The organism is Streptomyces albireticuli (assembly GCF_002192455.1).
Lineage (GTDB): Bacteria > Actinomycetota > Actinomycetes > Streptomycetales > Streptomycetaceae > Streptomyces > Streptomyces albireticuli_B.
In genome coordinates, this window is the sequence record NZ_CP021744.1 from 2737342 (window position 1) to 2750738 (window position 13397).

The window sequence follows — 13397 nt, forward strand, 5'->3', positions numbered from 1 at the left end:
GCGCACAAATGGACAGCACCCACTCCACCGACCTCTGGGACCGCGTCTTCGCGACCCAGCCCGACCCCGCCCTGTGGCTGGTGGTCGTCACGGGGGTCGTGGCCCTGGCGGCGGTCGTCCCGCGCGGTGTCTGGCTGATCACCCGTAACGCCATCACCATCGCCCACGAGGGCGGCCACGGTCTGACGGCCCTGCTGAGCGGGCGCCGGCTGGACGGCATCCGGCTGCACTCCGACACCTCCGGGCTGACCGTCTCCCGGGGTAAACCGACCGGTATCGGGATGGTCCTCACGGCCGCGGCCGGCTATCCCGCCGCGTCGCTGCTGGGGCTCGCCGGGGCCTGGCTGCTCGCGGCGGGCCACATCACGGCGCTGCTGTGGGGGGCGACGGGGCTGCTCGCCGCGCTCCTGGTGATGGTCCGCAACGCCTTCGGCGTCCTGACGGTCGTGGTCACCGGGGCCGCGTTCGTGCTGGTCTCCTGGCTGACCGGCCCGGCCGTGCAGGCGCTGTTCGCCTACGGCGTCGTCTGGTTCCTGCTGCTGGGCGGGGTCCGGCCGGCCTTCGAGCTCCAGCGCAGGCGGCGGCTGGGCGGGGCGGCGGACTCCGACGCCGACCAGCTCGCCCGGCTCACCCATCTGCCCGCCGTGGTCTGGCTGGGCTTCTTCCACCTCGTCTCGCTGTGCGCGCTGACCGGAGGCGGGCGCTGGCTGCTCGGTCTGTGACCCGGTACGAGCCACTAAGGTGAAGGCATGACCGAGAGCAGCACGCACACCGATCTCTGGCCCGCCCCCCTCGCCACGGGGGCGGTCGACGCGACCGTCACCGTGCCCGGTTCGAAATCGGTCACCAACCGCGCCCTCGTCCTGGCCGCCCTCGCCGCCGAGCCGGGCTGGGTGCGCCGGCCGCTGCGCTCCCGCGACACGCTGCTGATGGCCGAGGCGCTGCGCGCCATGGGCGTCGGCATCGAGGAGACGGTGTCCTCCAGCAGCGCGGCGGGCGCCGGCGAGGGCGAGGCCTGGCGGGTCATCCCGGCCCGGCTGCGCGGCCCGGCCACCGTGGACGTCGGCAACGCCGGCACGGTCATGCGCTTCCTGCCGCCCGTCGCCGCCCTGGCCGACGGCCCCATCCGCTTCGACGGCGACCCGCGCAGCTACGAGCGCCCGCTGCACGGCGTGATCGACGCGCTGCGCGCCCTGGGCGCCCGGATCGACGACAACGAGCGCGGGGCGCTGCCGCTGACCGTGCACGGCGGCGGGGCGCTGGAGGGCGGCACGGTCTCGATCGACGCCTCGTCCTCGTCCCAGTTCGTCAGCGCGTTGCTGCTCTCCGGCCCGCGCTTCAACCAGGGCGTCGAGGTCCGGCACGTCGGTGCCGTCCTGCCGTCGATGCCGCACATCCGGATGACCGTGGACATGCTGCGGATGGCCGGGGCGCAGGTCGACACCCCGGAGTCCGGCGGCGAGCCGAACGTCTGGCGGGTCTCCCCCAGCGCCCTGCTCGGCCGCGACATCGTCGTGGAGCCCGACCTGTCCAACGCCGCGCCGTTCCTGGCGGCGGCCCTGGTCACCGGCGGCCGGGTCACCATCCCGGACTGGCCCGAGCACACCACGCAGCCCGGTGACGCGCTGCGCGACATCTTCACCGCCATGGGCGGCAGCTGCGAGCTGTCCGAGGCGGGCCTGACCTTCACCGGCACCGGCCGGATCACCGGCATCGACGCCGATCTGCACGAGGTCGGCGAGCTCACCCCGGTGATCGCCGCGGTGGCCGCGCTCGCCGACTCCGAGTCCGTCCTGCGCGGCATCGCCCACCTGCGGCTGCACGAGACGGACCGGCTGGCCGCGCTGGCCAAGGAGATCAACGAGCTGGGCGGCGACGTCGTCGAGACCGAGGACGGGCTGCGCATCCGCCCGCGCGCCCTGCACGGCGGGGTCTTCCACACCTACGAGGACCACCGGCTGGCCACCGCCGCCGCGGTCATCGGCCTGGCTGTCGACGGCGTCCAGGTGGAGAACGTCGCCACCACCGCCAAGACCCTGCCCGACTTCCCGGAGCTGTGGACCGGGATGCTGGGGCCCGTCGCGGGGGCGACGACGGTGTCGAGAGCCTGAGAGAACGAAGAGCACCATGCGCCGCTACGGCAAGAACCCCGACGAGGACGACGTCCGCGTCCGCCCCAACCGCAAGGGCAACCGCCCCCGCACCAACATCCGCCCCAAGCACGAGGACGCCGCCGAGGGCTTCGTCCTCACCGTCGACCGCGGCCGGCTGCACGTCCTCGTCGAGGACCGCACCATCGTGGCGATGAAGGCGCGCGAGCTGGGCCGCAAGGGCGCCGTCGTCGGTGACCGGGTCGCCGTCGTGGGCGACCTGAGCGGTGCCAAGGACACCCTGGCGCGGATCGTCCGGGTCGAGGGGCGCTCCTCCGTGCTGCGCCGTACGGCCGACGACGACGACCCCTACGAGCGGGTCGTCGTCGCCAACGCCGACCAGCTGGCGATCGTCACCGCGCTGGCCGACCCCGAGCCGCGCCCCCGGCTGATCGACCGCTGCCTGGTCGCGGCCTACGACGCCGGCCTGGAGCCGCTGCTCGTGCTGACCAAGTCCGACCTGGCCTCGGCGGACAAGCTCCTGGAGTCCTACGGGACGCTCGGGGTCCGCCATGTGGTGACCAGCCGGGAGGAGCTGGCGGACGGCGGGGCCGCGGAGCGGGTCCGCGAGCAGCTGACGGGCCGGGTCACCGCCTTCGTCGGCCACTCCGGCGTCGGCAAGACCACCCTCGTCAACGCCCTCGTCGAGCGGCAGCGGGCGACCGGGCACGTCAACGCGGTCACCGGCCGGGGCCGGCACACCACGACCTCGGCGCTGGCCCTGCCGCTGCCGGACGGCTCGGGCTGGGTCATCGACACCCCGGGCGTGCGCTCCTTCGGGCTGCACCACATCGACCCCTCGCGCGTCATCAACGCCTTCCCCGACCTGGAGCCGGGCACCGAGGGCTGCCCGCGCGCGTGCAGCCACGACGAGCAGGACTGCGCGCTGGACCAGTGGGTGGCGGACGGCCACGCCGATCCGCAGCGGCTCTACTCGCTGCGCCGGCTGCTCGCGACCAGGGAGCGGCGCGAAGGCGATTGATCGCCTACGTTTGCGGGTGACCGTCAGTGGCAAGGGCATCAGCACCGGGACGGACGGCGGTCACCGAGCAACGGGAGGCAATCTGATGGCGTGGCTGCTGGTCGTGGTCGCCGGTCTGCTGGAAACCGGCTTCGCCGTCTGTCTCAAGCTCTCGCACGGCTTCACCCGGCTCTGGCCGACCATCGCCTTCGCCTGCTTCGCGCTGGGCAGCTTCGGTCTGCTGACGCTCTCCCTGAAGAAGCTCGACGTCGGCCCGGCCTACGCGGTGTGGACGGGCATCGGCGCGGCCGGCACCGCCGTCTACGGCATGGTCTTCCTCGGCGACCTGGTCTCCACCCTCAAGCTCGTCTCGATCGGTCTGGTGATCCTGGGGGTCATGGGGTTGCAGCTGTCGGGTTCGGCGCACTGACGCGCTCCGCGAAGTGGCAGGCCGCCGTCTGGTCCGGCCCGAACGACCGCTCCGCGGGCCGCTCCCGCTCGCAGCGCGCCCGCTCGTCCGCGGCCAGCCCCGCGTAGACCGGGCACCGGCCGCGGAAGCGGCAGCCGGGCTCCCGCAGCACCGGGCTCGGCGGGTCGCCGGCGAGGAGGATCCGCTCCCGGTGCCGCTCCCGGGCGGGGTCGGGCACGGGCACGGCCGAGAGCAGGGCCCGGGTGTAGGGGTGGCGGGGGCGGGAGAAGACCTCCTCGACCGAGCCCGACTCCACGGTCCGGCCGAGGTACATCACGCTGACGCGGTCGGCGATGTGCCGTACGACGGCGAGGTCGTGGGAGACGAAGAGGTAGGCGAGGCCCAGCTCGTCCTTGAGCCGCCGCAGCAGATTGAGCACGCCGGCCTGTACGGACACGTCGAGCGCGGACACCGGCTCGTCCAGGACCAGCAGCTCCGGCTCGACGGCGAGGGCCCGGGCGATCCCGATGCGCTGCCGCTGGCCGCCGGAGAACTCGTGCGGGAAGCGGCCCGCGTGGGCGGCCTCCAGGCCCACCAGGCGCAGCAGTTCCGGTGTCCGCCGGGCCACGGCGGCGCGGCTCGTGCCCTGCGCGCGCAGCGGTTCGGCGACGATCTCGCCGACGGGCATCCTGGGGTCGAGGCTGGCCATGGGGTCCTGGAAGACGAGCTGCACGGAGCCGCGCAGGGCGTGCGCTTGACGCTTCGTCATGTCTCGGGTGGGGCGGCCGAGGAGTTCTACCTCGCCGGCCTCGGGGGCGGCCAGCCGCAGGATCTCCATGAGCGTGGTCGACTTGCCGGAGCCGGACTCCCCGACCAGGCCGAGGGTCTCGCCGCGCCGGATGTCGAGGTCCACGCCGTCGACGGCGTACACGCTGCCGACGCGGCGGCCGAAGGCGCCGCCCTTGCGGACGGGGAAGGTCCGGGCCAGGTCCCGCACCCGGAGCACGGAGGCCAGTCCGTCGCGGGGTACGGCCTCCCGCGCGGGGGTGTGGTCGGGTACGGGGTACAGGGCGGCGGGGTCGGCGGCGGGCGGCTTGAGGCAGGCCGCGAGGTGGTCCCCGGCGCCGGTGAGGGCGGGTTCGGCGGCGGCGCAGGCGTCGTCGGCGAGGGGGCAGCGCGGGGCGAAGGCGCAGCCCCGGGGCAGCAGGCGGAGCTCGGGCGGTGCGCCCGGTATCGGGGTGAGGGGGCGGTCCGCGGTGTCGGGGCGGGGCACGGCGCCGAGGAGTCCGATGGTGTAGGGCATGCGGGGCGTGGCGAAGAGTTCGGTGGCGGGGGCGCTCTCGACGACCCGGCCGGCGTACATCACGGCGACCCGGTCGGCCATGCCGGCGATCACCCCGAGGTCGTGGCTGACGAGCAGCAGGGCGGCACCGGTCTCACGCTGCGCGGTGCGCAGCACGTCGAGGACCTGGGCCTGCACAGTGACGTCGAGGGCCGTGGTGGGTTCGTCGGCGAGGAGCACGTCGGGGTCGTTGGCGACGGCCATGGCGATCATGGCGCGCTGGCGCATGCCGCCGGAGAACTCGTGGGGGTAGGCGTCGGCGCGGCGGCCGGGTTCGGGGATGCCGACGAGGTCGAGGAGTTCGACGGCGCGGCGGCGGGCGTGGGCGCGGGAGACGTCCTGGTGGGCGCGGACGGCCTCGGCGATCTGGTCGCCGACGCGGTGGACGGGCGTGAGCGCGGAGAGCGGGTCCTGGAAGACCATGGCGATCCGCCGGCCGCGGATCCTGGACAAGGCCCGGTCGCCGAGGCCGAGCAGCTCGGTGCCGGCGGCGCGTACGGAGCCGTGGACGCGGGCGGTGCGGGGCAGCAGGCCCATGGCGGCGAGGGCGACGGTGGACTTCCCGGAGCCCGACTCACCGACCAGGCCGAGGACTTCGCCGCGGCGCAGGGTGAGGTCGACGCCCCGGACGGCGGGCACGGGTCCGGCCGGCCCGTCGAAGTCGACCCTCAGGTCGCGGATGTCGAGCACCGGCGGGTCTCCGGCGGGGGTGCCGGTGGGGGTGGCGGCGGTGAGCGGGGCGCTCATGGGCGCTCTCCCTTCCGGCGCGCGCGGCGCCTTTTCTTTCCGGACCCCTGGCCCGAGGTGGGGTCCAGGGCGTCGCGGAGGCCGTCGCCGAGGAAGTTCACGGCGAGGACGAAGAGCACGAGCAGCCCGGCGGCGAAGAAGAACATCCACGGGTAGGTGAGGGCGGCGTCGGAGCCGTCGGCGATGAGCGTGCCGAGGGAGACGTCGGGCGGCCGCACGCCGAACCCGAAGTACGACAGGCCGGTCTCGCTCATCACGGCGCCGCCGACGGCGATGGTGGCGTCGACGATGAGGAAGGAGGAGACGTTGGGCAGGATGTGCCGGAAGACGATGCGCAGCGGGTGTACGCCCATGAGTTCGGCGGCGCGGACGAAGTCGCGCTCCTTCAGGGAGCGGGTCATCGAGCGGACCACCCGGGCCGTGATCATCCAGCCGAAGACGGCGAGCAGGCCGACGAGGGCGAGCCAGCCGGTGTCGCGCAGCCGGGGCGAGACGATGGCGATGATCAGGAAGGCGGGGAAGACGAGCAGCAGGTCGATGAAGAAGGTGACGAGCCGGTCGGCCCAGCCGCCGAAGTAGCCCGCGCAGGCGCCGACGACGGAGGCCAGGACGGTGGCGAACAGGGCGACGAGCAGCCCGATGAGCAGGGATTTCCGCAGCCCGTGCAGGACTTGGGCGTAGACGTCCTGGCCGATGCGGGTGGTGCCCCACCAGTGGTCGGCGGAGGGGCCCTCGCGCAGGGCGGTGTAGTCGATGTCCGTGTGGTTCCACGGTGTCAGGTACGGGCCGGCGAAGGCGAGCAGGAACAGCAGGAGCAGGACGCCGGCGCCGACGACGGCGTTGGCGTTGCCGGCGAAGCGGCGCAGGGCGACGCGGGCGCGGCCGGGCGGGGCGGCGGGCCCGGGGAGGTCGTCCCGTCCCGGGGTGTGCTCGGGTACGGCCGAGGGCTGGGTGGCGGTGGTGGTCATGGTGGGGGCCTCACTCGGTCAAGGCTCAGCTGGTGCGGACGCGCGGGTCGAGCGCGGCGTGGAGGACGTCGGCCAGGAAGCCCGAGAGCAGCACCATCACGGCGGCGAACACATTGACCGCGACGACGGAGTTGATGTCGCTCTTGCCGATGGAGTCGATGAACCAGGAGCCCATGCCGTGCCAGCCGAAGATCTTCTCGGTGAACGCGGCGCCGGTGAACAGCGCCAGGAATCCGTAGGCGAAGAAGGTGGACATGGGCACGAGCGCGGTCCGCAGCCCATGGGTGAGGACGGCCCTGCGGTAGGTGAGGCCCTTGGCCCGCGCGGTGCGCAGGAAGTCGGAGCCGAGCACGTCGAGCATGGTGCCGCGCTGGTAGCGGCTGTACGCGGCGGCGGTGCCCAGCCCGATGGACAGGGTGGGCAGCAGCAGGTGGACGGCGCGGTCGCCGAGCAACGTGCCTACGGAACCGGTGAGTCCGGGGGTCTTCTCGCCGGTGAAGGAGATGATCTCGGTGCCCGCGCTCTGGTTCACCTTCATCGCGCCGACCTTGAGGAGCACGGCGAGCAGGAAGGTCGGCGTGGAGAGGAGCAGGAACGCGAAGACGGTGACCGCCCGGTCGGAGAATCGATACTGCCGGAGCGCTCCCCAGGCGCCGGCCAGGATCCCGACGACCGTGCCGAGCACCGTGCCCGCCACCAGCAGCCGCAGGCTGACGCCGATCCGGCGGCCGAACTCCTCACCCACGCTCCCGCTGTCGATGGTGCGGCCGAAGTCGCCGCGCGCGGCGTGCGAGAGCCAGGTGGCGAAGCGGTCGAGCAGCGGGGTGTGGTCGTTGATCCCGAGCGCGGTCAGCTGCGCCTCCACCGAGTCGGCGGGCGGCGGGGGTTGGCGGCCCTCGAAGTAGCCGCGCGGGGACAGCGCGAGCGACGAGAGCACGTAGGACACGAAGACGGCCACGGCCAGGAGCACGGCGTAGTACCCGAGCCGTTTGGTCAGATAGGCGAGCACGGTGGGTGACGCTATCCGCTGGATGAAGCGGACTGGTTTCTTCATGTTTCATAGATGTTTCAGGCGTGATAAATGCTTCGAACGCCCATTCAACTGACCTGTTGTGACTGGTGTTACGTGCATACGGTGACCGGGCCGTACGTACGCCAGTCGAGAGGAACTCCGCCCATGATCAGCGCCGTCAGAGCCGCTGCCGTCGTCGCCGCGACCGTCTCCGCCGCGCTGGTACTCACCGCCTGCGGCGGCGGAGGGAGCGGCTCCGCCGACGACGACGCGCAGGGCAAGGCCGCACCGGCGGCGGGCACCCAGGACCTCAACCCGCACCCGGCCGGCGACCTCAAGCAGGGCGGCGTGTACAAGGTGTCGATCCAGCAGTGGATCAACCAGTACAACCCCAACCAGACGGACGGCACACAGGGCGACGCCTCCGCCATCACGGAGCTGGTGGAGCCGGACCTGTTCACCTTCGACGCCAAGGGCGTCCCGCACTCCAACCCGGACTTCCTCGCCTCCGCGAAGGTCGTCTCCACCGACCCGCAGGTCGTGTCGTACGAGCTGAACCCGAAGGCCAAGTGGTCGGACGGCAAGCCGCTGGGCGTCGCCGACTTCGAGGCCCAGTGGAAGGCCCTCAGCGGCAAGGACAAGGGCTACCAGGTCGCGACCACCAGCGGCTACGACCAGATAGCCAAGGTCGAGCAGGGCAAGGACGAGCACGAGGTCCGGGTCACCTTCGCCACCCCGTTCGCCGACTGGCAGCGGCTCTTCGACCCGCTGCTCCCGGCGTCCCTCAACGCCACCCCGGACAGCTTCAACAAGAGCTGGGCCGGGACCGTCCCCGTGACGTCGAACGCCTGGAAGGTCGGGCAGTACGACAAGACCGCGAAGACGATCACCCTGGTGCCGGACCCGGCCTGGTGGGGCGAGAAGCCGAAGCTGGACAAGTACATCTTCTGGGCCATGGACAGCACGGCCCGGACCGACGCGTACCTCAACAAGGAGATCCACGAGACCCCCGCGGTCACCCCCGAGGCGTACAAGCGGCTGAAGGAGGACAAGGACACCGACTTCCGCGTCGGCGCCCGCTGGGACCAGGTGACGCTCAGCCTCAACGGCGGGCGGGGTCCGCTCCAGGACGTCAGGGTCCGGCAGGCGGTGACGCTGGGCGTGGACCGCGAGGCGCTGGTGAAGGTGGCCGGAAAGGACCTCCCCTTCCAGCCCAAGGTGGTGAACAACCACTTCTTCATGCCCAACCAGGAGGGCTACCGGGACAACGCGGGGGCCTTCGCCAAGCGCGACGTCGCCCGGGCGAAGAAGCTGCTGGACGAGGCGGGCTGGAAGGACGAGGGCGCGGGCAAGCCGCGCACCAAGGACGGCAAGCCGCTGACCCTGGAGTACGTGATGCCCTCCGACGCCGCCGGGCTCGCGGAGGACCAGGCCAAGCTCACCCAGCAGATGCTCGGCGAGATCGGCGTCAAGACCGAGCTGCGCAAGGTGCCGGGCGACGACTACTTCGACCGGTACGTCCACCGGAGCAACTACGACCTCACCCAGTTCCGCCAGGTCGACCGCGTCTACCGCTCCGACTCCTACCAGGACTACCGGCAGCCGGACGGCGACAACTCCTTCGGCAACTACGGCCGCGTCTCCTCGCCCGAGGTCGACAAGCTGATGGTGGAGGCGTCCCGGACCACGGACCCGCAGAAGCAGATCGCGCTCTACAACGAGGCCGACGCCAAGGTCTGGGAGCTCGGCCACTCCCTGCCGCTCTACCAGCGCCCGCAGATCCTGGCCGTCCGCAAGGGCCTCGCCAACACCGGCGCCCCGGGGCTCGGCAGCGAGACGAGCGTCCGCATCGGCTGGCTCAAGTGAACCCGCCGCCGCGGCCGTCGCCCACAAGAGCGCGGACCAGACGGGCGACATCCGCGGCGGCCTCCTCGTCCGGGCCGACCGGCGCGACCACGTAGGAGAGCGTCAGCCGGACGGCCATCTCACAGGCCCACGGCACCCCGCCCACCGGCCGGCCGGCGTCCCCGGCCGGCCCCGCCACGCGGTCCCCGGCGTCTCCCGCCGGACCCTCCGCACCCGCCGTCCCGGCCGTGACCGCCTCGACGACACGGTCCCGGACGCCGTCGGCCAGACCTCCCGGCGTCGGGGTGGCGCGGGCCGCGGCGGAGCCGGGCGCGGCCCGCCGCGCCGGGTCGGCGGGGGCCGCCGCCGCGGGGACCCGGTCGCCCCGGCAACCGGTCAGCGCGGCCCGCACGAGGGGGTTGACACGGGCCGTACGCAGGATCCATACGGCTCCGGCGGCACAGCGGGCCCCCGCGTCCGCGCCGGGACCGGGCCCGGCGAGGGCCCGTACGACACCCGCGAGGAAGGCCTCCGTCTCGCGCCGCACCAGGGCGCGCGCCAGACCGTCCTTGCTGCCGAATTCGTTGTAGAGCGTCTGCCGGGAGACCCCGGCGGCGGCCGCGACGTCGACCATCCGGACCCCGCTCCAGGGCCGGCTGCCGAGCGCCGCGAAGGCCGCGTCCAGCAAAAGCTCTCGTGCCGCGGGCATCGTCGCCTCCCCGGCCGTGCGGCCGCACGGCGGTCGTGCGCACAGAATTGACGTACCGCCATACGGTGTCAAGAGTCCTGGCGGGCCTCGGCCGACCGAAGGGCACCCACAGGTACTGTTCAGCCATGTCCGACTACCACGATGATCTGCGCCTGGCCCATGTCCTGGCGGACGCCGCCGACGCGGCGACCATGGACCGGTTCAAGGCTCTCGACCTCAAGGTCGAGACCAAACCGGACATGACTCCGGTGAGCGAGGCGGACAAGGCCGCCGAGGAGCTGATCCGCGGCCATCTCCAGCGGGCCCGTCCGCGCGACGCCGTCCTGGGCGAGGAGTTCGGCAGCGACGGCACCGGGCCGCGCCGCTGGGTCATCGACCCGATCGACGGCACGAAGAACTACGTCCGCGGGGTGCCGGTCTGGGCCACGCTGATCTCGCTGATGGTGCAGGGCGAGGGCGGCTACCAGCCGGTCGTCGGTGTGGTCTCGGCGCCGGCCCTGGGCCGCCGCTGGTGGGCCGCCAGGGACTCGGGCGCCTACACCGGCCGCAGCCTGACCTCGGCCACCCGGCTCCAGGTCTCGCGGGTCGGCCGGATCTCGGACGCGTCCTTCGCCTACTCCTCGCTGAGCGGCTGGGAGGAGCGCGGGATGCTGCCGGGCTTCCTGGACCTGACCCGCGACTGCTGGCGGACGCGCGGCTACGGCGACTTCTGGCCGTACATGATGGTCGCCGAGGGATCGGTGGACATCTGCGCCGAGCCGGAGCTGTCCCTGTGGGACATGGCGGCCAACGTCGTCATCGTCGAGGAGGCGGGCGGCCGCTTCACCGGCCTGGACGGGGTGCCCGGCCCGCACAGCGGCAACGCCGCCGCCTCGAACGGCCTGCTCCACGACGAGCTGCTGGGCTACCTCCAGTCGTAGGTACCCGGGGCCCGGTCGCGGGCCCCGACGCGCGCCCCCGCTCCGGGGCGTCTCCCCCCGGAGCGCACGGCAGGGATATTCCGGCCCCGCGCGCCCCTTGTTGTCCCCCCGGGACCGTGTGACGATGAGAACTCCACGCTTGTGAACTTGTGAATTCCTTCTCGGAGTTCACGGTCCGCCAAGGAGGTGGCTCCAGCCATGCTCGTCCGCGACGCCATGAGCACGGTGGTCCTCACCATCGGTCCCGCACACACCCTCCGACAGGCAGCACGGCTGATGTCCGCGCGCAGGATAGGCGCCGCGGTCGTCCTGGACCCCGATACGTGCGGGCTCGGCATCCTCACCGAGCGCGACATCCTCAACTCGGTCGGCGCCGGCCAGGACCCCGACCGGGAGACGGCCCACGCCCACACCACCACCGACGTGGTCTTCGCGGCCCCCGAGTGGACCCTCGACGAGGCCGCGAACGCCATGTCGCGCGGCGGCTTCCGGCATCTCGTCGTCCTGGACGGCCAGGGGCCGGTGGGCGTGGTGTCGGTGCGCGACATCATCCGCTCCTGGGTGTCCCAGCGGGCACGGGAGGACGCGCTGTCGGCCTGAGGGCCGGACGCTCCGGACAGGGGTGCCCGCGGGCAGCCGGAGAGGCCGGAGCCCATTGGCGTCCGGCCTCTCCGTTCTTACGGCAAGCGGCTGGTGGGACAGCCCCCGCGGCGGTTCACCCGCCGCGGGGCGCTCAGCCGCGCAGGGCCTGGACCGCGGCTTCGAGCCGCTTGCCGTAGTCGGGGTCCGCCTGGCGGAAGTTGTTGATCGCGCGCTCGGCGATGTCGTCGCGCGACACCTTGGCGATGAAGCCGGCGAGGTTGGCGATCAGGCGCTCCTTCTCCTCCTCCGACATCAGCCGGTAGAGGTTGCCCGCCTGGACGAAGTCGTTGTCCTCGGCGTGCGAGGGGGCGGCGGTGTTGCCCGTCGCACCGGTCACGGGGACCGGCTGCCACAGCGGGCGGCCGGTCTGGGCCGGGCCGCCGAAGCTGTTGGGCTCGTAGTTCTTGGCGCGGCCGTGGCGGCCGTCGTAGGCGTAGCCGTCGCGGCTGTTCGTCCGGGCCTCGGTGGCGTGCGGACGGTTCACCGGCAGGTGGTCGGCGTTGATGCCGACGCGGTAGCGGTGGGCGTCGCCGTAGGCGAAGAGCCGGCCCTGGAGCATCTTGTCCGGGGAGGGGCCGATGCCCGGCACGAAGTGCGCCGGCGAGAAGATCGACTGCTCGACCTCGGCGAAGACGTTCTCCGGGTTGCGGTTGAGCTCCAGCTTGCCGATCTCGATCGGCGGGTAGTCCTCGTGCGGCCACACCTTGGTGAGGTCGAACGGGTTGAAGCGGTACGTGGCCGCGTCGGCCGCCGGCATGATCTGCACCTGGACGGTCCAGCTCGGGAAGTCGCCGCGCTCGATGGACTCGCGCAGGTCGCGCTGGTGGGAGTCCGGGTCCTCACCGGCGAGCTTGTTGGCCTCGTCCTGGGTGAGGTTCTCGATGCCCTGGTCGGTCTTGAAGTGGTACTTGACCCAGAAGACCTCGCCGGCCTCGTTGTTCCACTGGTAGGTGTGCGAGCCGTAGCCGTTCATGTGGCGCAGCGTCGCCGGGATGCCGCGGTCACCGAACAGCCAGGTCACCTGGTGGGTGGACTCCGGCGAGAGACCCCAGAAGTCCCAGACGTTGTCCGCCTCCTGCGAGCCGGTGTACGGGTCGCGCTTCTGGGTGTGGATGAAGTCGGGGAACTTGATGGCGTCCTTGATGAAGAACACCGGGGTGTTGTTGCCGACGAGGTCGTAGTTCCCCTCTTCGGTGTAGAACTTCAGCGCGAATCCGCGAGGGTCACGGACGGCGTCGGCCGAACCGAGGTTGCCGGCGACGGTGGAGAAGCGGAGGAAGGTCTCCGTCTGCTTGCCGACCTCGGAGAGGAAGGCGGCGCGGGTCCACCGGGTGACGTCCGCGGTCACGGTGAAGGTGCCGTAGGCGCCGGCGCCGCGGGCGTGCACCACGCGCTCCGGGATGCGCTCCCGGTTGAAGTGCGCGAGCTTCTCCATCAGGAGCTGGTCCTGGACCAGGACGGGGCCACCGATGCCCGCGGTCTCGCTGTTCTGGTTGTCCGCGACCGGAGCTCCGGACTCCGTGGTCAGCGGACCCGTCTGCGTCACGGCCTCGCTCTGAACCGACACGTCTGCCTCCGTCGTCATCTCGCCCTGCCACCTTGGCCTGAACCGAGCTCGATCCTACATTGGACTTTGTCTAAGTCAAGAAGAGGGAGAGATAAACATCAGGTCCAGTGATGGACAGGGCCCGC

At 72.3% G+C, this 13397-nt stretch carries 12 protein-coding genes; 7 read left to right on the top strand and 5 right to left on the bottom strand.

The annotated features are described in order from the left end of the window. Nucleotides 1-8: 8 nt before the first annotated feature. The 4 genes from SMD11_RS11410 to SMD11_RS11425 all read left to right on the top strand — a co-directional run bounded on the left by SMD11_RS11410 (nucleotide 9) and on the right by SMD11_RS11425 (nucleotide 3541). Nucleotides 9-722 carry a M50 family metallopeptidase gene (locus SMD11_RS11410; protein ID WP_087926349.1) on the top strand — a complete coding sequence of 238 codons (714 nt, stop codon included), beginning with the start codon at nucleotides 9-11 and terminating at the stop codon, nucleotides 720-722. A gap of 27 nt (nucleotides 723-749) precedes the next feature. Continuing rightward, complete coding sequence (aroA, locus tag SMD11_RS11415; RefSeq protein WP_087926350.1) at nucleotides 750-2111, top strand: 3-phosphoshikimate 1-carboxyvinyltransferase; 1362 nt, start codon at nucleotides 750-752, stop codon at nucleotides 2109-2111. A 16-nt stretch (nucleotides 2112-2127) separates the two neighbouring features. Further along, nucleotides 2128-3132 (top strand): ribosome small subunit-dependent GTPase A, encoded by a 1005-nt coding sequence (gene rsgA, locus SMD11_RS11420; RefSeq protein ID WP_087926351.1) that lies wholly within the window; start codon nucleotides 2128-2130, stop codon nucleotides 3130-3132. 85 nt (nucleotides 3133-3217) lie between these two features. Then, a complete protein-coding gene (locus SMD11_RS11425; RefSeq protein WP_087926352.1) occupies nucleotides 3218-3541 on the top strand; it encodes a DMT family transporter in 324 nt (107 codons plus the stop codon). On the opposite strand, the gene SMD11_RS11430 is transcribed toward SMD11_RS11425, so the two are convergent. From SMD11_RS11430 to SMD11_RS11440, 3 genes are read right to left on the bottom strand one after another with little or no spacing between them, the layout of a single operon-like run. Beyond that, nucleotides 3507-5609, bottom strand: a complete 2103-nt coding sequence (locus tag SMD11_RS11430) for an ABC transporter ATP-binding protein (protein WP_087926353.1) — start codon at nucleotides 5607-5609, stop codon at nucleotides 3507-3509. The two genes, SMD11_RS11425 and SMD11_RS11430, sit on opposite strands and share 35 nt — an antisense overlap. Beyond that, nucleotides 5606-6577: an ABC transporter permease gene (locus SMD11_RS11435; protein WP_087926354.1), complete on the bottom strand. Its 972-nt coding sequence runs from the start codon at nucleotides 6575-6577 to the stop codon at nucleotides 5606-5608. Before SMD11_RS11435 ends, SMD11_RS11430 begins: the two co-directional genes overlap by 4 nt. Nucleotides 6578-6602: 25 nt before the next feature. Further along, nucleotides 6603-7586: an ABC transporter permease gene (locus SMD11_RS11440; RefSeq protein ID WP_087926355.1), complete on the bottom strand. Its 984-nt coding sequence runs from the start codon at nucleotides 7584-7586 to the stop codon at nucleotides 6603-6605. A 168-nt stretch (nucleotides 7587-7754) separates the two neighbouring features. Between SMD11_RS11440 and SMD11_RS11445 the strand changes: the two genes are divergently transcribed. Further along, complete coding sequence (locus SMD11_RS11445) at nucleotides 7755-9455, top strand: ABC transporter family substrate-binding protein (RefSeq protein ID WP_087926356.1); 1701 nt, start codon at nucleotides 7755-7757, stop codon at nucleotides 9453-9455. Here the strand turns inward: SMD11_RS11445 and SMD11_RS11450 are convergent. Next, nucleotides 9448-10143 (bottom strand): TetR family transcriptional regulator, encoded by a 696-nt coding sequence (locus SMD11_RS11450; RefSeq protein ID WP_087926357.1) that lies wholly within the window; start codon nucleotides 10141-10143, stop codon nucleotides 9448-9450. The genes SMD11_RS11445 and SMD11_RS11450 overlap by 8 nt on opposite strands. Nucleotides 10144-10268: 125 nt before the next feature. On the opposite strand from SMD11_RS11450, the gene hisN reads away from it, so the two are divergent. Together hisN and SMD11_RS11460 are read left to right on the top strand one after the other, a co-directional pair. Beyond that, on the top strand, nucleotides 10269-11063 hold the full coding sequence (gene hisN / locus SMD11_RS11455; RefSeq protein ID WP_087926358.1) for a histidinol-phosphatase: 795 nt from the start codon (nucleotides 10269-10271) through the stop codon (nucleotides 11061-11063). A gap of 198 nt (nucleotides 11064-11261) precedes the next feature. After that, complete coding sequence (locus SMD11_RS11460) at nucleotides 11262-11663, top strand: cyclic nucleotide-binding/CBS domain-containing protein (RefSeq protein WP_087926359.1); 402 nt, start codon at nucleotides 11262-11264, stop codon at nucleotides 11661-11663. Between the two features lie 133 nt (nucleotides 11664-11796). Here the strand turns inward: SMD11_RS11460 and SMD11_RS11465 are convergent, their stop codons facing one another. Continuing rightward, complete coding sequence (locus tag SMD11_RS11465; RefSeq protein WP_234366005.1) at nucleotides 11797-13272, bottom strand: catalase; 1476 nt, start codon at nucleotides 13270-13272, stop codon at nucleotides 11797-11799. Between the last annotated feature and the right edge of the window lie 125 nt (nucleotides 13273-13397).

Excerpts from the sequence above, each read along its gene's own strand:
- rsgA (WP_087926351.1), top strand. The coding sequence starts at position 2,128 with ATGCGCCGCTACGGCAAGAACCCCGACGAGGACGACGTCCGCGTCCGC.
- SMD11_RS11450 (WP_087926357.1), bottom strand. The coding sequence starts at position 10,143 with ATGCCCGCGGCACGAGAGCTTTTGCTGGACGCGGCCTTCGCGGCGCTC.
- SMD11_RS11460 (WP_087926359.1), top strand. The coding sequence starts at position 11,262 with ATGCTCGTCCGCGACGCCATGAGCACGGTGGTCCTCACCATCGGTCCC.
- aroA (WP_087926350.1), top strand. The coding sequence starts at position 750 with ATGACCGAGAGCAGCACGCACACCGATCTCTGGCCCGCCCCCCTCGCC.
- hisN (WP_087926358.1), top strand. The coding sequence starts at position 10,269 with ATGTCCGACTACCACGATGATCTGCGCCTGGCCCATGTCCTGGCGGAC.
- SMD11_RS11435 (WP_087926354.1), bottom strand. The coding sequence starts at position 6,577 with ATGACCACCACCGCCACCCAGCCCTCGGCCGTACCCGAGCACACCCCG.
- SMD11_RS11425 (WP_087926352.1), top strand. The coding sequence starts at position 3,218 with ATGGCGTGGCTGCTGGTCGTGGTCGCCGGTCTGCTGGAAACCGGCTTC.
- SMD11_RS11430 (WP_087926353.1), bottom strand. The coding sequence starts at position 5,609 with ATGAGCGCCCCGCTCACCGCCGCCACCCCCACCGGCACCCCCGCCGGA.
- SMD11_RS11445 (WP_087926356.1), top strand. The coding sequence starts at position 7,755 with ATGATCAGCGCCGTCAGAGCCGCTGCCGTCGTCGCCGCGACCGTCTCC.
- SMD11_RS11410 (WP_087926349.1), top strand. The coding sequence starts at position 9 with ATGGACAGCACCCACTCCACCGACCTCTGGGACCGCGTCTTCGCGACC.